This window comes from Desmospora profundinema (genome assembly GCF_031454155.1).
GTDB lineage: Bacteria > Bacillota > Bacilli > Thermoactinomycetales > DSM-45169 > Desmospora > Desmospora profundinema.
In genome coordinates, this window is the sequence record NZ_JAVDQG010000001.1 from 61,615 (window position 1) to 84,496 (window position 22,882).

The 22,882-nt window shown below is 49.3% G+C and carries 9 protein-coding genes and 1 pseudogene; 5 read left to right on the top strand and 5 right to left on the bottom strand.

The window, feature by feature from the left end; genetic code table 11:
• Entirely contained in the window at window positions 1-7,662 is a 7,662-nt protein-coding gene (locus JOE21_RS00305; protein WP_309860851.1) for a non-ribosomal peptide synthetase, read from the top strand.
• Window positions 7,663-7,727: 65 nt separating this feature from the next.
• Window positions 7,728-14,648, top strand: a complete 6,921-nt coding sequence (locus JOE21_RS00310; RefSeq protein WP_309860854.1) for a non-ribosomal peptide synthetase — start codon at window positions 7,728-7,730, stop codon at window positions 14,646-14,648.
• Between the two features lie 71 nt (window positions 14,649-14,719).
• On the opposite strand, the gene JOE21_RS00315 is transcribed toward JOE21_RS00310, so the two are convergent.
• The 3 genes and pseudogenes from JOE21_RS00315 to JOE21_RS00330 all read right to left on the bottom strand — a co-directional run bounded on the left by JOE21_RS00315 (window position 14,720) and on the right by JOE21_RS00330 (window position 16,174).
• On the bottom strand, window positions 14,720-15,232 hold the full coding sequence (locus JOE21_RS00315; protein WP_309860856.1) for an SRPBCC domain-containing protein: 513 nt from the start codon (window positions 15,230-15,232) through the stop codon (window positions 14,720-14,722).
• Window positions 15,233-15,297: 65 nt separating this feature from the next.
• Window positions 15,298-15,601: pseudogene (locus JOE21_RS00320) on the bottom strand (SRPBCC domain-containing protein).
• A gap of 237 nt (window positions 15,602-15,838) precedes the next feature.
• Window positions 15,839-16,174: an ArsR/SmtB family transcription factor gene (locus JOE21_RS00330; protein ID WP_309860862.1), complete on the bottom strand. Its 336-nt coding sequence runs from the start codon at window positions 16,172-16,174 to the stop codon at window positions 15,839-15,841.
• 286 nt (window positions 16,175-16,460) lie between these two features.
• Between JOE21_RS00330 and JOE21_RS00335 the strand changes: the two genes are divergently transcribed.
• A complete protein-coding gene (locus JOE21_RS00335; protein WP_309860865.1) occupies window positions 16,461-18,581 on the top strand; it encodes a M14 family metallopeptidase in 2,121 nt (706 codons plus the stop codon).
• A 738-nt stretch (window positions 18,582-19,319) separates the two neighbouring features.
• Window positions 19,320-20,087, top strand: coding sequence for a cytochrome P450 (locus JOE21_RS00340; protein WP_309860867.1), 768 nt, complete (start codon window positions 19,320-19,322; stop codon window positions 20,085-20,087).
• A gap of 457 nt (window positions 20,088-20,544) precedes the next feature.
• Here JOE21_RS00340 and JOE21_RS00345 read toward each other — a convergent pair whose 3' ends face one another.
• Entirely contained in the window at window positions 20,545-20,880 is a 336-nt protein-coding gene (locus JOE21_RS00345) for an HPr family phosphocarrier protein (RefSeq protein WP_309860870.1), read from the bottom strand.
• A 356-nt stretch (window positions 20,881-21,236) separates the two neighbouring features.
• Between JOE21_RS00345 and JOE21_RS00350 the strand changes: the two genes are divergently transcribed.
• Window positions 21,237-21,635 carry a YunG family protein gene (locus JOE21_RS00350; RefSeq protein ID WP_309860872.1) on the top strand — a complete coding sequence of 133 codons (399 nt, stop codon included), beginning with the start codon at window positions 21,237-21,239 and terminating at the stop codon, window positions 21,633-21,635.
• Window positions 21,636-21,992: 357 nt separating this feature from the next.
• On the opposite strand, the gene JOE21_RS00355 is transcribed toward JOE21_RS00350, so the two are convergent.
• The gene (locus JOE21_RS00355; RefSeq protein ID WP_309860875.1) at window positions 21,993-22,607 is read right to left on the bottom strand and encodes a flavin reductase family protein; all 615 of its coding nucleotides are present in this window, start codon (window positions 22,605-22,607) and stop codon (window positions 21,993-21,995) included.
• Window positions 22,608-22,882: the final 275 nt, after the last annotated feature.

A 22,882-nucleotide genomic window follows, 5' to 3' on the forward strand; every position in this document is an offset into this window, starting at 1 on the left:
ATGGCGAAGGTTGAAAAGGTTTATCCTCTATCCCCCCTGCAAGAGGGAATGCTGTATCATTCCCTCCTGCAGGAAAACACGGAGATGTACTTTCAACAGGCGGCGTTTTCGATACGAGGGGATCTAAATCTGCAAGTTTTTGAACAGAGCGTCCAACAACTGCTGCAAAGACACGATATTCTTCGTACAAACTTCGTCTATCAAAAGCTGAAGAAACCGCAGCAAGTGGTGCTCAATCAGCGAAAAGCCGCTGTCCATTATGAGGATTTCTCCGATCACAGCGACCACGAATTTCAGGATGCGCTTCAATCTTTTTTATTAAAAGATAGAAAAACCGGTTTCAACTTACGTAAAGGCGGACTGATGCGCTTTGCGGTGTTTAAAAGAGGGGTTCAGGATTTTCGAATGGTCTGGAGCTATCATCACATGTTGTTGGATGGATGGAGTATCGGGATTCTCATGGATGAATGGTTTCAGATCTACTCCTCTCTTCAGGGTCAGCAACCGCCTTTATTAGCGAGAGCAAAGCCTTATCACGAATTTATTCAATGGTTAAATGCACAGGATAAGGAAAAATCCTTGCATCATTGGAAGAACTATTTGCGAGGTTATCAGTATCGCCCATGGCTGCCGATGAAATCGAAACCGACCGACAGGGAGGATCGTTACCAAACGATTCGCTTTTCCCTGGGGAAAGAAGTCACCGCGCGGCTTATCGATTTTAGCAAAAAACATCAAGTAACCGTCAATACCCTTGTCCAAGCGGTTTGGGGTGTGCTGTTGCAACGATACACCAATCAAGAGGATGTTGTTTTTGGTACGGTCATTTCCGGCAGGTCCGCATCCATTCAGGGGATCGAAAAGATGGTGGGTCTGTTTATCAATACCGTCCCTGTTCGGATGACCAAACGGGACGGTTCCTTTATCGAATGGGCCAGGGAACTGCAGCAACAGCTTTTGGTCTCAGAAGAACATGGATATTGTCCGCTTTATGAAATTCAGGAACAACAAGTACAGAAAAAGTTGTTTGATCATATCGTTGTTTTTGAAAATCATCCGTTGAATCAAGAAGAAGAGAGTCTGCTTTCCGATCAGAGACAGATGGTCATCCGGGATGTCACAAGCTTTGAGCAAACCAATTACCCATTGACGATTTCCGTGAATCCGGGCAAGTCATTGGACATTCGTTTGAAATATCATGAGTCGTTAAACGACTGCGGATGGATCGGCCGGATCGGGGATCATTTTAAAAAAGCGGTTCAAACCGTATTGACCGAGTCCCAAATTTCCATCCATCAGATCGACATCCTGACAGAGTCTGAGAAACAGCAGCTGTTGAAGAAATCCAATGACACGGATGCAGCGTATCCGAAAGAAAAAACGATTCACCGCTGGTTTGAAGAACAAGCGTTAAAAACCCCGAATCGCACAGCCGTGGTGTTCAAGGAAGAAAGACTCACCTATCGAGAGCTGAATGAGCAAGCCAATCGGTTGGCCCATGTGTTGCGCCGAAGCGGAACGAGGCCGGATGAGCGGGTAGGGCTGATGATGGAGCGATCCATCGATGGGATCGTGGGGATCCTGGCCATTTTAAAAGCTGGCGGAGCCTATGTGCCGCTGGATCCCCAATATCCGGTGGAACGGCTGCAAATGATGGCGGCAGATAGTGGAGCGAAGCGGATTCTGAGCCAATCTGGGATTTTGGCAAAGCTCGACAAAGCCCCGTTCGGATCCGTCGAATGGCTGGATGTCCAAGCCTTAAAGGAAACGGGCGGGGACGTCGACAACCTGCCCCCGGTCAGCCGGTCGACAGACTTGGCCTATGTGATGTATACCTCGGGAACGACCGGACGGCCCAAAGGGGTGATGATGGAACATCGTTCCTTGGTGAACTTATTACACGATCAGCTTTCACGTCACGAGATCCCCTTTGATGAAAACGTGTTACAGTTCAGCTCCATCAGCTTTGATGTGAGTTTTCAGGAGATTTTTTCAGCCCTGTTGTCCGGCGGTACCCTGTTGATCGCAGAGAACCAAATGAAACAACACATCGATCGGTTATTGGCCTATATCGAAGATCACCGAATTTCCATCGTCTTTTGGCCGGTTTCGTATGTAAAAGCGGTGTTTCAATTGACGAACCGATTGCCGCGGTCCATCCAGCATGTGATTACAGCGGGTGAACAGCTGGTTGTTCCTCCTGCCCTGCAACGGTGCATTCGTCAAGGGGAAGTACACGTACATAATCATTACGGCCCAACAGAAACCCATGTGGTCACAACCTATCGACTTTCATCGGGTCAAGATCGCGTCGAACCTCCCCCCATTGGGAAACCGATAGCAAACACAAACATTTATATCCTGCATCGAAGCGGGCAGCTGCAACCGCAGGGGGCGGAGGGAGAGGTTCATATTTCCGGCGATAGTGTCAGCAGAGGCTATCTTGGCAACCCGGAACGGACAGCAGAAGCCTTTGTTCCCAATCCCTTTGTTCCGGGGGAACGGATGTATCGAACGGGTGACCTGGCCCGTTACTTGCCCGATGGAAACATCCAGTTTTTAGGGCGGATGGACCATCAGGCAAACATCCGAGGCTATCGGGTGGAGCCGGGAGAGATTGAAGCGGTTCTATTGGAGCATCCCCAGGTAAATGACGGGGTCGTTTGCGATTGGAAAGACGATCGAGGGGAGACTCATTTATGTGCCTATGTGGTATGGAATGAATCGGGATCCAGGGACGAGTTAGAGGCGCATCTGCGGCGGAAGCTGCCTGATTACATGATTCCTTCCTTTATCCTAGCGATCGATGCCATTCCCATTACGCCCAATGGGAAAGTCGATCGACCGGCCTTGCCAGCACCGGAGCGATCCGAGCGTCAAGCGGAGTATGTGCCGCCTGCGACAGAGATGGAAAAACAGCTGACGGGAATTTGGAAGCAAGTATTGGGGATCGAACCCATCGGTGTCACCGACCATTTCTTTCAGATCGGCGGCCACTCCTTGAAAGTGATTCAATTGCTGTCGATCATTCACCAAAAACTGCAGGTGGAACTGCCTGTTCACGCGATTTTTGAGCATCCTACGATTCGACAATTGGCTATTTGTCTGGAGGAAAACAAGCGGACTTCATTTCAACCGATTCAACCCGCTCCGGTTCAAACCTGCTATCCGGTCTCCTCCGCTCAAAAGCGAATGTTTGTTCTTCAGAAAATGGAACCAGACGCGATCCATTACAATCTGCCTGGAGCGGTTGTCATGGAAGGCGCATTAGACATCAAGCGCTTGGAGCAAGCCATTCAACAATTGATGAAACGCCATGAATCGCTTCGCACCTCTTTTGAGTGGGTGGAAGGAGAGCCTGTGCAAAAGATTCACTCTGAAGTTTCCTTTTCATTATCGATACGATCGAGTACCGAAAGAGAAGTCAAAAACAGGATCAAGCAGTTTGTACGCCCGTTTTCCTTGGATCAAGCTCCTCTGTTTCGCGTTGAAATGATCCAGCTGGAGGCACACAAACATCTGCTGCTGATCGATCTTCACCACATTATTACAGACGGGGTATCCACCGATGTCATGTTATCCGATTTGTCAAAGCTCTACGGAGGAGAGACGCTGCCGGATCTTCGGATTCAATACAAAGATTTTGCTGTGTGGCAACAAGAGTGGATCCGGTCGGACGACTTTCATCGCCAGGAAACATACTGGCTGAAATCTTTTGGAAATGAGATTCCTGTTTTGGAGTTACCGACCGATTCGTTTCGCCCGGAAGTACAGAACTTTGTCGGAAGCCGTCTAGACTTTGTCTTGAATGAAACGCTGACAAAGTCATTGAAAAAGCTGGCGGAAAAAACCGGCACGACCTTGTACATGCTGCTCTTGGCCGCTTATTTTCTCTTGCTCCATAAATATTCGAAGCAGTCAGAAGTGATTGTGGGAACCCCGGTCGCCGGCCGATCCCATGCAGATGTTCAGTCTGTGATGGGGATGTTTGTGAATACCTTGGCGATTCGCAGCCGTCCGGAAGGGGACAAGCGCGTCATTGATTTTGTGCAAGAGGTGAAACGGGAGGCGCTTGCCGCTTATGATCATGCGGATTACCCCTTTGAAATGCTGGTGGAGAAGCTCTCCCTCGCCCGAGACACCAGTCGCAATCCCCTGTTCCAAGCGATGTTTACAATGCAGGATTTCGGCAGCGGCTTGTTACGCTTCGACGGTGTGCAAGTCAACCCCTATGAACTGGACTATGCGGTTTCCAAGTTCGACCTTTCCATGGTGACCCGAGAGGAGAACGGGCAGATTTGGGGTCATCTGGAGTATGCCACTTCCCTGTTTAACCGAGAGACGATTCGACGGTTGAAACAACACTTTGAGCAGATTGTAAAAGAAATAGCGGCCTGCCCGGAAAAGACCGTCCAAGAAGTCGACATGCTGACGGATCAAGAGAAGGTTCAGCTGCTTGTAGAGTGGAACCCGCCCGCCATCCCGGATTCCGTGGAAAAAACCATCCATGAACATTTTGAGGAACAAGCGGCGAAAACGCCGACTCATGTAGCGGTGGTATGTCAGGAAGAGAAATGGACGTACCAACAGTTGAATGAACGAGCCAATCGGCTGGCACATGCTCTTCGACGGCGTGGAGTGAAGCCGGATGACCGGGTAGGGCTGCTGATGGCGCGTTCAGGAAATGCGGTGGCGGGGATTTTAGGGATTTTAAAGGCCGGTGGCGCTTATGTCCCGATGGACCCTTCGTATCCCGTCGAACGGCTTCGATATATGTGGGAAGACAGCGGAGCGGAGATGATCCTCAGTCAGGCTTCCGTTGTGGAAACGATCCCGGATGGAGAAGACTGGATCAAAGAATGGTTGGATGTGGAGGAGATTGCCGCCGCAGAAAAAGATTCTTCCAATCCGACGGTGGTGAACCGGCCCTCTGATTTGGCGTATGTCATTTATACTTCCGGAACGACTGGTCAGCCCAAGGGGGTGATGGTCGAGCATCGAAGTGTGATCCATCTTATAGACCATTTTCAAAACGAGTGGTCGATTCAAGAGCAGGATCGAGTGGGGCAATTTGCCAGCCTTTCCTTTGATGCAGCCGTTTGGGAAATGGGGGTCAGCCTGTTGTCGGGGGCATGCCTGCACATCATTCCACAGGATGTGATCGCAGATCCCCTGCACTTTGAACGCTACGTGAACCGGCACCGGCTGAGTATGCTGTTACTTCCTCCCACTTACTTAAGCCATCTGGACCGTCGACAGATGAAAACCCTTCGAAAAATCATGGTGGGCGGCTCTGCCAGCTCCCCCTCTTTAGTGGAGAAATGGAAGGATATCTACATCAATGCGTATGGCCCCACCGAAGCGACGGTGTGTGCCACGGTATGGGAGCCGGCAGACGAAGAGAGTGTGACCGTGGCTCCGGTGGGAAAACCGATCTCCCATTCACCCATCTACATCGTAGATGAACATCTACAGATACAACCCATTGGCATTCCAGGAGAGTTGTGTATTGGTGGAGCCGGGCTTGCGAGAGGGTATCTCGGCAAGCCGGAACAGACAGCCGAGGCGTTCATCCCGAACCCGTTTCGACCCGGGGAGCGCATCTATCGCACAGGAGACTTGGCTCGCTATCTGCCCGACGGCAATATTGAATTTTTGGGTCGGACCGATCATCAGGTGAAGGTGCGGGGACACCGAATTGAATTGGGTGAGATTGAATCGGTTTTGATCCGTCACCCCAAGGTAACGGATGCGACCGTACAAAATTGGAGAGAAGGACGGGACGAGGCGGATTTATGTGCCTACGTCGCAGTGGACGAACCCCTATCCGGCGGCGAAGTGAAAAGTTACCTGGGTCGAAAACTGCCCGACTATATGATCCCGTCCTTTGTAATGACGGTGGACGCCATTCCTCTTACACCCAATGGAAAAGTCGATAAACACCGTCTGCCGAAACCGGATGGATGGGAGCTGCAAGCAGAATATGCGGCGCCGGTTACCGAGATGGAGGAGAAGCTGGTTCGAATTTGGAAGCGAGTGTTAGGTGTTCAAAAAATCGGAGTCACCCATCACTTTTTTGAATTGGGCGGGGATTCGATCAAAGCGATTCAGGTGGCGGCCGAGTTGCAAAAAGAAGATTGTCTGTTGCGTGTAAACGATCTTTTTCGTGCACCGACGATCCAACAAGTGATTCCCTATATCAGGCACAAAAAGCCCGATGCCAATCAAGGCCTCGTGAAGGGAACCGTGCCTCTGACCCCCATTCAAGAGGAGTTTTTTGCCCATGCGGGGCCGCATGTGAATCATTTTAACCAGTCTGTTCTCCTCTATTGCGACGCTCATCTGCAAACCGATGTGGTGCATCAGGTGTTAACAAAACTGATCGAGCATCATGATGCCCTGCGAATGATCTATCGGAAGGAGCAGGATCGATGGGTTCAGATCAACCGCGGGCTGGAGGAGAGCTCCTTTCAGCTTCATACATTTGACTTGCGGTATCAGAAGGATGCGCAAAGTCAAATCGAAAAATTAGCCGATCAGATGCAAAGAAGCCTGGATATCACCAAGGGTTTGCTGATCAACGTGGGGTTGTTTCAGACAGATGAAGGAGACTATATCCTGTTTGTGATTCATCATTTGGTTGTGGATGGTGTTTCGTGGCGGATCTTATTGGAGGACTTTGAGAGCGGCTATCAGCAAGCGGTGAAACAGCAGCCGATCCGGTTTCCCAAAAAGACGGACGCTTTTTTGACGTGGGCGCACGGATTACAGGAGGCTGCAAACAGCTCCAAGATAAAAAAAGAGATCCCGTATTGGGAAAGGCTGTGTCAGACCGAATTGACCCCCCTGCCAAAGGACCGGGAAGTAAAAGAACGATTGATGGGAGACAGCGGTCAAGTCGAAGTAACCCTCTCCGAAGAGCAGACGACGCAACTGTTGACTCAAATCCATCACGCGTATAACACGGAGATCAATGATATTTTGCTTGCGGCAGTCGGATTGACGGTGAAGGATTGGAGCCGTACCGATCACGTCGGCATCGTATTGGAGGGGCATGGCCGCGAAGAGATGATCGAATCGATCAGCCTGCATCGGACGGTTGGATGGTTTACCAGCTGTTATCCGGTTGTTCTGGGTTTTGATGATGAGGATGGGGAAGAGGCGATTGATGATCGTTTATCCCGCAGCATTAAAAACGTAAAGGAAACCTTGCGCAGGATTCCCCATCGCGGGATCGGATACGGCATGTTGAAATACTTGAGTCGTCCGGAAATGCGACCCGCCCACCTTGCTGCCTTCCATCCGGAAATTGCATTTAACTATCTGGGACAGTTTGGGCAAAGTGGAGAGGCTCATCGAACCTTTCAGATTTCTACATTGAAAACGGGTCGGTTAGCCAATCCGCATAGGAGGCGAACGCACGCCATCGATCTAAACGGTCTCGTTTTTGACGGGAAATTCACACTCCAAATCGGCTACAGCTGCAAGGAATACGACCAAGAGACGATGATGGGGCTGGCTCAGCATCTAAAGCAAAACTTGGATCGATTGATCAAACACTGCCTTGAAAAGTCTGAAACGGAAGCCACGCCGAGTGATGTGGGCGATAAAGACCTTTCGTTGGAAGACTTGGAGTATATGAGAAGCGTACTTGAGAGCTAAACGCATCACGCGCGATTTTTCATCGACAGCCAATTGAAACAGCTCTGATAAGGAGTGTGGTTTTCATGTCGAAGCAAGTCAAGATCGAAAAGGTTTATAATTTATCACCGATGCAAGAGGGGATGTTATACCATTTTCTCTTGCATGAAAACACGGCGACCTATTTTCAACAAATGACCTTTTCCATAGAAGGGAATATGGATGTATCCGCTTTTAAAGAGAGTATTCAACGGTTGGTGCAACGGCATGAGATTCTGCGGACGGCTTTTTTCTATCAAAAAATAGAAAAGCCAAAACAAGTGGTACTAACCAGCCGGGAAGTGCCCGTCCATGTGAAGGATCTATCCCATCTATCTGCAGAAGAGTCCCAATCGGCCATTCTGTCCTATCAGCAAGAAGATCGACGACAAAGCTTTGATTTGCAAAAAGACAGCTTAATGCGCTTTGCCCTGTTTAAACGGGGAGTGAAGGAGGTTACTGTCGTTTGGAGCTTTCACCATATTCTCTTGGATGGTTGGAGTGTAGGAAATCTCATCAGAGAGTTATTTGCCATCTATTCACGGATCCAACAGAATCAACCCTTGCGCTTGGAAGAAATAAAACCCTATCAAGCGTTTATCGAATGGCTGGAAGAGCGGGATCCCATCGACTCTTTGAGTTATTGGAGAGAGTACCTGGCGGGATATGAAGAGCGCGCATGCTTGCCGAGGAAACAAAACCGGCTCGAAGGACAGGAAGCATATCGGGAGTGCACGTTTGCCATCAGTGAAGAGATGACCCAAGCGTTGATCCAGTTCAGCAAACAGCATCACGTCACTCTCAATACCACGTTTCAAGCCCTTTGGGCCGTTTTATTGCAACGCTATGCGAACCAGGAGGATGTGGTCTTTGGAGCGGTTCATTCCGGAAGATCGGCAGCGATCGACGGAATGGAAAAGATGGTCGGCCTCTTTATCAATACCGTTCCCGTTCGAATCAAAAGCAGTTCCGGCTCATTTGCAGCGCTGGTACGAACGATGCAAAAGCAAGCCCTGCAATCAGAAATGTACGGTCATTGCCCGCTCTATGAAGTTCAAAAACAAAGTGTTCATAAAGAAGCGTTGTTTGATCATCTCCTTGTTTTTGAAAATTACCCTCTGGACCAAGAAGTGGTGCACCTATTCCAAAGTGAGGGACAAGAGATCCACATTCGTGATGTAAACTGCTTTGAGCGGACCAATTATCCCCTGTCCATCGCTGTGATGCCTGGACGATCCATCCAGGTGAAATTGACCTACGATGCCGCCGTATTTGAGCCAACATGGATTCTTCGTATTGAAAATCACCTGAAGCAAGTGGCGCAAACCGTGTTGGCGCAACCCGAAATATCGGTTCAACAGATCGAGATCGTCGATGAATGGGAGAAACAACAGTTGCTCGTCACGTGGAACGACACTTACGCGGAGTATCCGAAAGAAAAAACGATTCACCGCTGGTTTGAAGAACAAGCGTTAAAAACCCCGAATCGCACAGCCGTGGTGTGCAAGGAAGAAAACCTCACCTATCGAGAGCTGAATGAGCAAGCCAATCGGTTGGCGCATGTGTTGAGCCGAAGCGGAACGAGGCCGGATGAGCGGGTGGGGTTGATGATGGAGCGATCCATCGATGGGATCGTGGGGATCCTGGCGATTTTAAAAGCAGGCGGAGCCTATGTGCCGCTGGATCCCCAATATCCGGTGGAACGGCTGCAAATGATGGCGACGGATAGTGGAGTGAAGCGGATTCTGAGCCAACCGGGGATTCTGGCAAAGCTCGACAAAGCCCCGTTCGGATCCATCGAATGGCTGGATGTCCAAGCCGTAAAGGAAACGGGCGGGGATGCTGCCAACCTGCCCCCGATCAGCCGGTCGACAGACTTGGCCTATGTGATGGTTACCTCGGGAACGACCGGACGGCCCAAAGGGGTGATGGTGGAACACCGGAGTGTGATCAACTTTTTAACCCATCGGATCACACAGTTGGACATTCAAGAAGAGGATCGGATCGGGCAATTTGCCAGCATTTCGTTTGATGTGTCGGTGGAAGAAATCGGGATGAGCCTCCTTACCGGAGCCGGTCTTTATTTGATAACTCCCGAACTGATCTATGATGTGGGGAAACTGGAGGACTATATTCAACGAAATCGGCTGACGGTTCTTCATTTACCTTCCTCTTATGCGAAGCAGTTGAGCGGTGAAGTATCCTCTTCTCTTCGTCATTTGATTGTGGGGGGATCGTTGGCCCCCCGTTCCTTGGTGGAGAGGTGGAAGGAGCGTTGTATTCATTCCTATGGGCCCACCGAAACAACCGTATCCGCCACCATGTGGAGAGCAGACGACAGCCGCCGGGATTCCATTGTCCCGATTGGAAAGCCCAATGCCAACGTGCAGGTTTACATTGTCAATCAACACTTGCAACTGCAGCCGGTCGGTGTTCCGGGAGAGCTGTGCATTGGCGGGGCGGGGCTGGCCCGCGGCTATCTCGGACAACCGGACTTGACTGCGGAAACGTTTATCTCCAATCCATTTGTTCCGGGAGAGCGGCTGTATCGGACAGGGGATCTCGTAACCTATTTGCCGGACGGCAATCTTGCGTTTTTGGGGCGGATCGACCAGCAAGTGAAAGTGCGCGGGTATCGGATTGAACCCGGGGAGATCGAATCCGTTCTCCTCATGCATACGAACGTAACTGGTGCAACCGTGCGGGATTGGAGCGACGAACAAGGAGAAAGTTATCTCGCCGCCTATGTGACATTGGATCCATCCGTACCCGGTCACGAGCTGAAGGAGTATCTAAGCCAAAAGCTGCCCGCATTCATGATCCCTTCATTCATCCTGGAACTGGACGAAATCCCTTTCACCTCAAACGGAAAAGTGGATCGAAGCGCTTTACCCAAACCGGTGGAGTCGGTGAAAGGAGACGAATATGTACCGCCGGCTACCCAGCTGGAAAAGCAGTTGGCCAAAATATGGGAAGATATGCTGGGTGTCAAGCCGATTGGTGTAACAGATGATTTTTTTCAGATTGGCGGACACTCGTTAAAAGCGATTCAACTGATGGCGATCATCCATAAAAAGCTGGAGATGGAGGTGTCGGTTCGGATCCTATTTGACCATCCCACCATCCGGCAGATGGCGGTCTATTTGCAGGATCAAAATACAGCCGCGTTTCATTCGATACAGCCCGTTCCCGCTCAGGCGTTTTATCCCGTCTCTTCCGCACAAAAACGAATGTATATCTTGCAGCAGCTGGATCCGACATCGACGCACTATCATATGTCCGGCGGGCTGATGCTGGAAGGATCCCTGGATCGGGTCCGATTGGAGCAAGCCTTCCAAGCGCTTATCCGACGCCATGAATCGCTTCGAACCTCTTTTGAAGTGGTGGATGGGGAGCCGGTTCAAAGGGTTCATGCAGCGGTTGACTTCCGGCTGCCTGTTCACCAAGCAACAAAAGACAAATTAAAACATCAGGTGAATCAGTTGATTCAGCCCTTTTCTCTCTATCAAGCTCCGCTGTTTCGTGCAGGGCTGATTCAGTTGGAGCCGGATCAGCATCTGCTTTTGATCGATCTGCATCATATTATCGCAGATGGCGTATCCGTTGATTTGCTCCTGCATGATCTTTCCATGCTCTATCAAGGGGAGTCGTTACCCGAACTGCCCATTCAATACAAGGACTTTTCCGTTTGGCAGCAAGAGTGGATGAAATCAGACGCATGTAAACGTCAAGAATCCTATTGGTTAAACACCTTTGCGGGTGAGATTCCCGTTTTGGATTTGCCGACCGATTATGTCCGTCCAGAGAGACAAACCTTTAAAGGGAGTCATGTACCCTTTGTATTGGAGCAAGAATTAACCCAATCGTTAAAACGATTGGCCGCGGAAACGGAAACAACGGTCTACATGCTATTGCTGGCGGCGTATAATGTCCTGCTTCACAACTATACGAATCAATCCGATGTGATCGTCGCCTCTCCCGTCGTCGGCCGGCCCCATGCAGACGTGGAATCCGTTGTAGGCATGTTTGTGAATACCCTTGCATTGCGCAACCGGCCGGAGGGACAGAAGAGATGGATCGATTTTATTCGGGAAGTAAAAGAAAGAGCGCTAGCCGCTTATGATCATGCGGACTATCCCTTTGAGGTGTTGGTAGAAAAGCTTTCCCTCCAGCGGGATCTCGGGCGAAATCCGTTGTTTCAAGCCATGATCACCTTTCAAAGTTTTGGTCGGGATGTTCTTCAGTTGGAGGGGATGAACGTATCAGCCTATGAACTGGATTACGCGAACTCGAAGTTTGACCTCTTATTATTTGCAACAGAGACACAGAACCGAATCGAGTGTCGGATGGAGTATGCCACTTCTTTGTTTAAGCGGGAAACGATTCAACGCATGATGCAACACTTTGTGCAGATTGTTCGGGATATGGTTCATCATACGGACAAGCGGATCGCTGAAGTTCAGATGCTGACAGACCAAGAGAAGCACCGGCTGCTGGTGGAATGGAACGATACCACGAAGGTGAACCGCCTGAAAGAAAAGACGATACAGGGGTTGTTTGAAAAACAGGCGGAACAGACACCCCATCAAACCGCTGTGGTGTTCAAAGAAAAGCAACTGACTTACCGAGAGTTGAATCATCAGGCCAATCGTTTGGCGCATCTGTTGCGTCAGCGCGGAGTGGGGCCGGATGACCGCGTCGGGCTGCTGGTGGAACGTTCACTGGAGATGGTTGTGGGGATGTTGGGGATTTTGAAGGCGGGTGGAGCTTATGTTCCTATTGATCCCGACTATCCCGACGACCGGATTCAATTCATGCTGTCTGACAGCGGAGCACAGAGGGTGATCAGCGACGATGCGGTGATGAATCGGTTAAAAGGAGCAAGAGGGCCATCCGTCCAAGAGTGGATCGACGTCAAACACGTGGCATGCAGCGATCTGGAATCCTCTAACCCGCCCATGATCACTTCGGACAGGAACCTGGCTTATGTCATCTATACTTCAGGGACGACAGGTCAACCAAAAGGTGTAATGATGGAGCATCGCCAGCTTTTGAATTTGCTGCACGATCAAATCTTTCATACCTCCATTCCTTTTAATGGAGAGGTGTTGCAATTTCATACCATCAGCTTCGATGTGAGCTTCCAAGAAATTTTCTCGACACTCATTTCCGGCGGATGTTTATATGTCATAGAAAATCAAATGAAACAGGATATCCAATCGTTGCTGCGATATATCGAAGAGAAATCGATTTCGATTCTCTTCTGGCCGGTTTCATATGTAAAAACCGTATTCCAGTCGGTGGATCGATTGCCGCCGTCGGTTCAACATGTGATTACAGCCGGTGAGCAGCTGGTGGTTTCTGCACCGTTGCAGCGTTATATCCGTCAAAGTCATGTCCAGCTGCACAATCACTACGGTCCGTCGGAAACGCATGTGGTAACCACGTACACCCTTTCTTCGGAAACGGAACGGGAGGAACATCCCCCCATCGGAAAACCCATTGCGAATACGAAAATCTATTTGTTAAACGAAAATCTACAATTGCAGCCGCAAGGCGTGGTGGGGGAAATCTATATCTCGGGGGAGAGTGTAGCGAGGGGCTATCTGGGACGGCCGGAACAGACCGCTGAGCGATTTATTCCCCATCCCTTTATTCCTGAAGAGCGCATGTACCGCACGGGGGATTTGGCTCGTTATCGATCAGACGGAAATATCGAATTTCTGGGTCGAATCGATCACCAAGTCAAAGTGCGCGGTTACCGAATCGAACCCAGCGAGATTGAATCCGTCCTCTTGGAGCATTCAAAAGTAAAAGACGCCGTGGTGCGAGAGTGGACGGACGAGCAGAATGAAGTGGATCTGTGTGCCTATGTCGTCACAGCGGGTTCTGTAACCCCAGACGAACTGAAAAGCGATATCAGTCAAAAACTGCCCCGGTATATGCTGCCGTCCTTCATCATCCAGCTCGAGGAAATCCCTCTAAATCCCAATGGCAAAGTGGATCGCAGCAAACTGCCAAAACCGGATGTTTCCCATGTGCAGTATGAATACGTAGCTCCGGCCACTCCTTTGGAGAAACAGTTGACCGCCATATGGGAGGAAGTATTAGGAGTGGATTCCATCGGTGTCACCGATGATTTCTTTGCGATCGGCGGCCACTCGTTAAAAGCAATTTCGCTGATCAGCCGCATCGATGAAGTCCTTCACCGGCGTGTACAGGTATCCGTGATGTTTACCCATCGGACCGTTCGAGAGCTGGCTGCCTACCTGTCAACGTCGGCAGACGACTCCTCTGCCGTACCCTTGCTAAATAAGAATACCGGGGCAAATCTATTCTGTTTTCCACCGATTGCTGGGTACAGCGCCGTATTTTCAAGGATGGCTCAGGAGCTGGATACACACACAGTGGTGGGTCTGGATTTTATCGAAGATGACGACCGATTGCAAAAATACAGGGATCAGATCATCCAGATGCAAAAAGAAGGACCTTATCGATTGCTCGGCTATTCGGCCGGCTGTTCGCTCGCTTTTGAAGTGGCCAAAAAAATGGAAAGCGAAGGGCATGAAGTTTCGGATTTGATTCTGCTGGATGGAGTGCCGAGAACAAACATCCTCTTCTCAACAGATGAGGAAGTGAAGAGACAGGCTGAAGAAGCCGTGGAAACGTTTCTTCAACATCAGTTACGGAAGGATTTATCCGTTGGTACCAAGGAAGCGTTTCTCGAAAAAGTGGAGAACTATCTCCGCTATTTCAATCGGGTGATCAATGATGGCGGGGTAGAAGCCTCTATTCATGTCGTCCAATCGGAAGGCGGAAGTGAGAAGGTGATGGATTGGGAGGCGATGACCCCTCGATTTCACCATTACCAAGGATCAGGAGGGCATATGGATTTGTTGGTTCCGCCACATCTAACAACCAACACGGCTATGATCCAGCAAATCCTGATGAACAAAGTAGAAGTATAGTCTAAAAAGGCCGCCCTTTACGGTTCAAGTTGGAAGGGCGGCCTTCTTTTTTATATGAAAGTTACTTTTGTTCAATTCGCTTTTGACAGATAAGCAGCGAGTTGGTCAAGGGTCCCAGCAAAGCCTTGTTGAACTTGCGGACGCATGGCCTCAAAGGTTTTGCGTTCCTCCTCCGTCGCGGACAGGGGAGCCATGTGCATGGTGAGGATCGTCTTGTCTTCCTGCTCGGTGAAGGTCAAGGTATTCAAGATTTCCAGCGGCCAGGTTTGGCTAAAGGGAGCCCGGACCGTGTTGCCCGCCTCATCAGAAAAAGAACTCGTATAGATAAGCTTTTCCGGTTCACCGATTTCGCGGTAAACAAATTTGCCCCACATTTTTTGGCCGTCCGCAGATCGCTGGCTATAGTGAAAGGCGCCACCCGGACGGAAATCAAACTCAGAAATCTCAAGTGTCCATCCTTTGGGCCCCCACCAATGCTGCAGGTGCTCAGATTCGGTAAAAGCTTTGAAAACGAGCTTTCGTGGCGCATCAAAAGTCCGCGTTATCACATACGGAACTTCGTTTGTTTTGTCGTTATGGGACATTTTCATTCCTCCTACATATCGTTTCAAAAGAATCCGAAGGACTTTCCCCGATGGAGAATCGAGAATCATCTTAAGTACTCGGCAAGGCGATCCAGGGTTTGTTTTCCTCCCTTGATCGCTCCAAACTCAATCGCCTGATCTCGTTCTGCGGCTGTCTTAAATCGCATTCGCATGGTGAGTTCCGTCCTGCCCCCATGCTCGGCGAAAGTGACCGTCACTTGAAATTGCTCGGGATCTTCTTCCGAACCCTGATTATAGACGAGACGTTCCGGTTTTACAATCTCGGTATAGACGATTTTTATTTTTATAATCAACGCCATCCGGGCCGTGCATGGTGAACCGCCATGTGCCTCCCGATCTAAAATCCATTTCATACGTAGTGGTCGTGAAGCCTTACGGCCCCCACCATTGCCCGATATGTTTTGATTCAGTCCACGCATGAAACACGGACTCTTGCGTCGCATCGAAAACGCGGCTGACGACGATCTCCCGTTTCTACCTATTCGTTGGTTCATGATGATTGAACATAGGAAACCCTCCCGACTCTTTTGAATATTGAACCAAATAGAGCGAAACGACCCTCCCTTCACAAGAAAAATCGGTCGTTCACGAACTCTCGTCCGTCTTCTTTTCCTTCTCTTGCAGTTTGTGCAGATAATCGTCCAGCTGATCGAATCGTTCTTCCCAGACATGGCGAAAGGATTCCAGCCAAGTGTCCAGCTCTTGGAGCGGCTGGGGTCGCAACTTGTAGATTCGTCGGTTGGCGATCGGCTGCACCTCGACAAGCCCGGCATCGTGAAGGACTCGGAGATGTTTAGAAACCTGCGGTTGACGAAGCTTCAGTCGATCAGCTATTTCCCCCACAGTGAGTGGTCCTTCTCGCAGGAGTTCGACCATGTGTAAACGATTGGGTTCGGCAAGAGCACTTAAAGCGTCTTTCATGACTTCAATATAACCTATAGGGAATATTCCTGTCAAGGAATATGCGATAATTCTTCTTCCTGCTGAGTAGTGGTCGTCTTTTGATAGTTGGGCGGATCATGAGTCATCAATCGGATCGTTTTGGTTTTTTAACGGTTCCGGAGAATATAATGTATTCCCGCATGGTCCCTTACCCAAGCAGCATCGCCGGTGATCGTCACGAAAGCCTATGGTTTCTATTTTAGGGAGAACGGCTTGTTCTCTATTATCACGCTTGGTTCAATAACCTGTTATAGGAGGGGTGAAATTGTCCCAAAAGCTGCGACAGAGCCGGATTGGAGTGAAAAAGGCCATTTGGAAGATTGCTAGTATCAAGCAAAGAGTCCAACGTGTATTTCGCCGGGCAGGGGACGAGAAAGACAAGTGCGATTCCTCTGGGGATGGGGTCAGCCAAATGTCCGCTTATCACGCCTTTTGGAAACCGCCCACCATGCCGGGGGCACGCCCGGGAGAAGGAAAAACGCCCGATACTTATGATCCGGAAGCAAACTTACGGGCGTACCTGGAACCGCTGATGGAATGCGATCCGGCCTATGTCACCAAGCGTAGCCTGGGGCCCGATACTTCTAACCACTGGGAAATCTGGCGGTACGATTTTACACCGCCGCATTATGAAAAAACGATTGTTATCACGGCATGTCTTCACGGGAACGAATACACGGGATTTTACGCCCTAGCTCAGTTCTTGGAGTTACTGGTACGGGATTGGCACTGTTGTCCGGCGCTTTCCCACCTCCGGAAAAATATTCGCCTGGTGACAGTGCCGATCGTCAACCCTTGGGGATTTCATGAATCCAAACGGCAAAATGTGAATTGGGTGGATCTCAACCGGAACTTTCCGTACAACTGGGAAAGCTATTCCGCCACCCAACCGGGGGATACCAACTATAAAGGACCGGAACCCCTGTCCGAGGCAGAGGCCAAAGCCATACACGCTTTGTTCCAGGAGGTAGCACCCCATACGGTGGGGTATCTGGACTTTCATACCATTGTCTCCGTTCAAGCGGAGTATGTCCTGTTTATGCCGCGTTTTGCGAAACAAAACAACCTGCCGTATCTTCGGGTTATCCGATCGATGGTTAAAGAAGGAGAGCGAATGGTGTGGGGAACCTCCAGCCTGCCTGCTCTTACCAACTATATAGCCGAGAAACACCAGATCCATTCCGTCCTGCCGGAGTTTACCAACGGGCTGGTGGGGCAAACACGGGACAGTGCGGAGATGACACGTGCCGTCACCTGGTTCGGGAACATGATTTTGGAGGCGGCAAAGCTACAGGTCAAGGGTCCGATTGAAACCATGCGGGATCCGTCGATAAAATTCCTCCGATACGATCGGTCGCCGGGAAGTGTTTTTGGATTGGATGGGAGATACGAGGGGAAACCGGGAGCGCCGGTTCCATCGAATCGGGTAAACCATGAGGAGTCTGACACACGTATGTTTAGTGATGAGTATGCCGTGTTCGGAAACACGTCCATGAAAATGACAGCCAACAACCAAGTCGTCCATACGCAAAGCGAGATTCCAGAGATGGTACCAGGCAAGTATTATCTTTGGACACTGCATTATAGAGTCAAGCAAATCACGGCTGGTCATTGGGGGATGTTCGTTTGTGATGCGGGGGGATTTCAGAATCCTGAGCAGGTGGCTTCGATGGTTGCTCAACCGGATTTGACATGGAAGCGGGTGGGGGGTGTTTTTGAGGGGCGTACCGGCGGATGTCGGTTGGTATATGGAGGAAGGGCATGTTGGACCGGAACGGTATTTGTGGACGGAAACATGGCCGTAGAGATCACGGAGGAAGAATATCGGTTCACCCGGGACGGCAGGCTGAGCGTGGAACAGTTGATGAAGCGGTACGCCTTTGAATATGAGAGCAACCCACCGCCGATACAGGTGACAAGCGAGAGTTATCAGACTCTGGTTCCTCTGGAGCATCGGTTTAATATAACGGTGCCGGGGTTGCTCACTCTGGAGGGATCGCTTACCTTTTCCTGTACACAACAGACCGAGGTGGCGTTCCTCCCCCTCCTGTACCAGCCGTTTGCTCCCCATTTTTCTTGGGGAAATGTTTCACTCAACCCAGCCACGGAGATTCGGCGTACTTATGATATTGGAACCCATACCATTCCATTATTTGCGCAGATCCCCGTTCAAGTGACGAACGTGGGAGTTTCCGATCGAACCGGAGAAGCTGTCGTCCGACTTCGAGGGAAGCGATTAAATGGAACGATTACGGTGGAAAACTACCGGGCCCGTTTGACGTTCCTTCCGATATCCGGCGGGATGGGCTATGAAATCTATGATGCTTCTAAACGGTCGGGGATGGAGAAAACGTTCCCGCTGATCGGTTTGGAGGAGGGGTCGTGATCTTTCTCAAATAATGTAGAATGATGAAATAATTTGTCGAATCTGTTGAAAAATAATAAATCTAGCACTAGAATATGAGTCGAAACAAAAATTTAAGAGAAAGGAGAAAAAAACATGCTTAACATTTCTCTCTACATCGAGTTGTTCATTGATTTGTTCATTGGGATTGGACTGTAATTGCTTCATAAAAAGGTACCAGTAATAGAAAAGCGGCTCTTCCTTTTAGGGAGAGCTGCTTTTTGTGTCCAAGCTTATGAGAAGAGGGAGAGACGCCCCGTGGATTAACAGATAAAAGCCCCAAACGGCTAAAACAAAGCTCATGGGATAAATGAGGATCAAACGAATTCATACCCCTTGCTAGAACAAATAGATTAACACCCTATCTATAAGTTATATGCTCTGGAGAGAGTGGAAAAAGGAATCGTTTGAACAAATATGGACAAATGAACCCCTATGTTTTTTTAGTGTACAGCATGAATATCTATTTCATTTCATCAGGTGAGTGTTTTGAAATTAAATAATAAAATTTATTAAAAAAATATTGCTCGAAAGATTGTGATACGATATTATGAATGATAAATAATGATTTAATTCATAACATTCATGGGGGTGTCGAAATGAATATGCGTATGAACAGACACAACAGGCGATACCGGGACCAAATGCCTTGCTCGGCAGGAGGATGTACTTACGTTTTATCGGCATCCGTTTTCATACTCGCGCTGGTTGCATCAACAAATGGACACTTCTGTTCGTTCCATGATTGAACGAAAACGATCCCAACCAAGTGCAACCGATGTGTTGGCAGCTTTGGTGCAGGCACGGGATGAGGATGGAGCCGTGTTGAGTGACGATGAGCTCATCGGCCACACGTTTACGTTGTTTGTCGCGGGACACGAGACGACATCAAACGCGCTGACCTGGACGATATTTCTGCTCAGTCAGCATCCGGATATCCTTGCTGATCTGCTTGATGAGCTAGATGGTGCGTTGCAGGGTGCTTCCCCCACCATGGAAAAACTGAATCAACTGCCTTTGCTGGAAGGAGTGGTGAAGGAGAGCTTGCGTCTGCTTCCTCCTGCGAGCATCGGAATGCGGATTACCGGTTCTCCCTGCGTTCTCGGTGGCTTCTTTCTCCCTAAAGGCTCCAATATCTTTTACAGTCCGTTTGTTACCCATCGGTTGCCTGAGTTGTATCCGGAGCCGAATCGCTTTCATCCAAAGCGCTGGGCTGGACTGAAACGGTCCCCGTATGAATTTCTTCCGTTCGGTGCCGGACCGCATATGTGTATGGGTTGGGCTTTTGCGATGCAGGAGATGAAAGTGGTGCTGGCGATGTTGCTACAACGGTACCGGCTGTTCGTGGTGGATCACACCAAGATCGAACCCAATCTAAATATGCGTCCCAAATATGGAATGCCGATGCGTATTTTCCCGCAGGGTCGACAATTCCAACGGGGAACCGTCCGCGGGGCTATTCATCAACTGGTTGATTTTAATGAATGACAGAAAGAATAAACCTGTCGACCAAGAGTGGAGAGAGAGTTGCCGGTCTGTACTGTCGCTGTCCAACAAACACATGAAGTTTGACATTCGGTACATGTGGGTGCGGTGCCCGATTTCTTGGTGTAGAAGATTGGAACGAGACAAGTGATTATACTCTCCTAAACTCAAATTCATATAAAGAAAATAAAGGAGAGTGATCATGTATGTTGGGTGTTAACAGAGTGCAGAAAATGATTGAGAGGATGGGTTTGGACGAGGAAATGTCCAAACGTCCGAAGGGAAAACGATCCACTGCTGTCGCCAAAAGAGGAAAGCATACCCACCGTTGCCATGGGAAGCACCGGTCCACCTGCCTTTGGGATGGCAGGGGAGTTCGGAAAAACGTCCGTTGACGGACAGACCAATGGAAGCCCCCGGGAGGGGGCTTTTCATCGTGAAAAAAGGTCATGGATCGGCTTTACGTACCCCAATTTTCATGTGTATCCAGCTCATCCATTTCAAGAGGATGGGACTTCTTTCGATCAAGGGGATAGACGAAGGGGAGAAGCTGGGTGATGACTTGATCGAGAGTCTGCTTGGCCAATGGCCCTTCGATGACCAGGGAAAAAGAATCTCCCGGTCGAAGTTTCATAAAAAGCCAACTGACACTGAGAAAACTTTTTGCGTTTACTGTTATTTTGCCTTGGTTAAAGTAAATGCGTTCACCTTGAAAAGAGTCTGTCTCACGCGAAATTTGAATGATTTGGTCAAACGTTAAGCACTGGAGCAATGTCATGCTTTGTGTTTGGCGCATGGAACAATCCTCCTTTTTCAGTGGCTTTAACACCATTATAACAGGATGGAGGACCATTTTTTGGGAAAAATTGAACAACTGAGTAACTTGTAATGAACAATCTGAGAACAACGACTGACTAGGGCCTATCTGGTCATTCATTTTCCGCGAGAAAAGGGAGGGGCGGGATGGTTTTTGGTTCGCCTTTGCACTCACAGAAGCAAGTCTCGCCCGGGTCCCTTACGTTACCCGGTTTTGCTATGCACTTTCAACGAAACGAAGGCAGCCATACCGACCCGGGACCTGAGGAACCCAGACAGTATCGGATCAACATCGTGCTGTAATCATCAGAAACACAAGAAAAAGGGGGAACCGTTATGAAAATGACTCCAGAATGGTTGCTCCAAGCATTGGTTTCCAGCTGGTCGAAATCCACAAGCACCAAGTACAGTCCGGATTATCCGGCGCGAGGACAGTGCGGGGTGACAGCCCTGGTAGTGAATGAACTTTTGGGTGGAGAGATTTTAAAAACCCCGTTGGAGGAGGGGTGGCATTTTTATAATCGGATCGGGGGCAGGCGGATGGATTTTACGCTTTCCCAGTTTGATGAAGCTATCGACTATCAAGATGTGGAGTCAAGCAGAGAAGAAGCGTTTCTTGATACAAATGATGAGCAGTATCGGATTCTGAAAGAAGCGGTGTTAGGGAGGCTGCGAGAGTCAAACAAGTGTGGTTTCCTGAACAAAAAACACGACCGTTGCAACGAGATCAGCTAAAATCTGGATCAATCATCATACTCGGACAAAATCCGAAGGTGACAGCGGGATGGGAGCTGTCGGATAAAGTCATTTTCACCCAGCGTGAGCCCGTTTTTCTTCGAGAAGTTCCAAAAGAACTTTGATGAAGACAAACGACATTCCCCAGATCAGGCTCAATGACAGCAAGGCACTGTATAATCGGAACATGCCATCCACTTCCCGTGTTTGATCTCTCTTTCATTGTCGCGCATTTATAGCGGAGGGTCTTGCGGATGATTGACTTCTCATTCGCAAGACGCAACCCCAAAAAACCTCCCTGTTGTTCCCATCAAAAAATGGATGAGAACAACAGGGAGGCAAAAGAAGCGTCTGTTGTCAGGTAGTAGAACGGAATGTCTTCCCCAATTCCTCTCCCAATGCGAAATAATGGCGGAAATTATAGATAATAGGGCTCCAATGGCTGGGGTTAATATGATTGTCGTCAATCACCATCTCCTGGAATGCATGCACTTGGATCCCCTCCAGCTCGACAATGCCAAAGAAAGCCCCCTCTGGAACCCCAATGTTTTTCACCACAGCCTCAATCTGAAGGGGGCATTCTCCAACTCGGTCCGGTTGGACACAAAGAGAAGAAACGGGTGTCAATCCGCAAGCGGAAAACTTGTCTTTCTCGTATTGAAACCCCAGCTCTTTTTTCTCTTTCGGAACCGGGTTTTTTCCCGTTAACGGAGCCAACTGCTCAACATGCTTCCAGAGAGGGGGATGAGGGAGGTTAACGACGCACTCGGGATGTCTTTCCAGATTCTCAAGCGATTTGCCGTTTACACCGATTCCCAAAACAATCACATTCCCCAAAGCCCATGAAGAAGACAAGGGGCTGATGTTTGTCGAGTCATCCTCGTTCAGTGTGGATAATAACACGACAGGAGTACCATAGTACAAAATCTTTGGATGGATGATGGTGATTTCATGTTGAATCGCCCTTTCCATGTATTTCGTCCATGATAACTCCTGGATGCTTCCGTATGTATCGAAATATGGAATGCAACATTATCGGTTATATTCAAATAAACATTTGATTAAGGGTGTGTCATGGTGCCGGTCTAATCTTGTCATCTATAAATCTTGGGCTCCTCTGTATGATCGATGGATCGGTAAGGTTGGCATGGCGGATTCCATCCATTTATTTTTGGCGGGTGGCCCGGTTGTACGGATTGGACAACTGGTTTCACCAAAGAAAAAATGGAGAAATCGAATCCATGAAA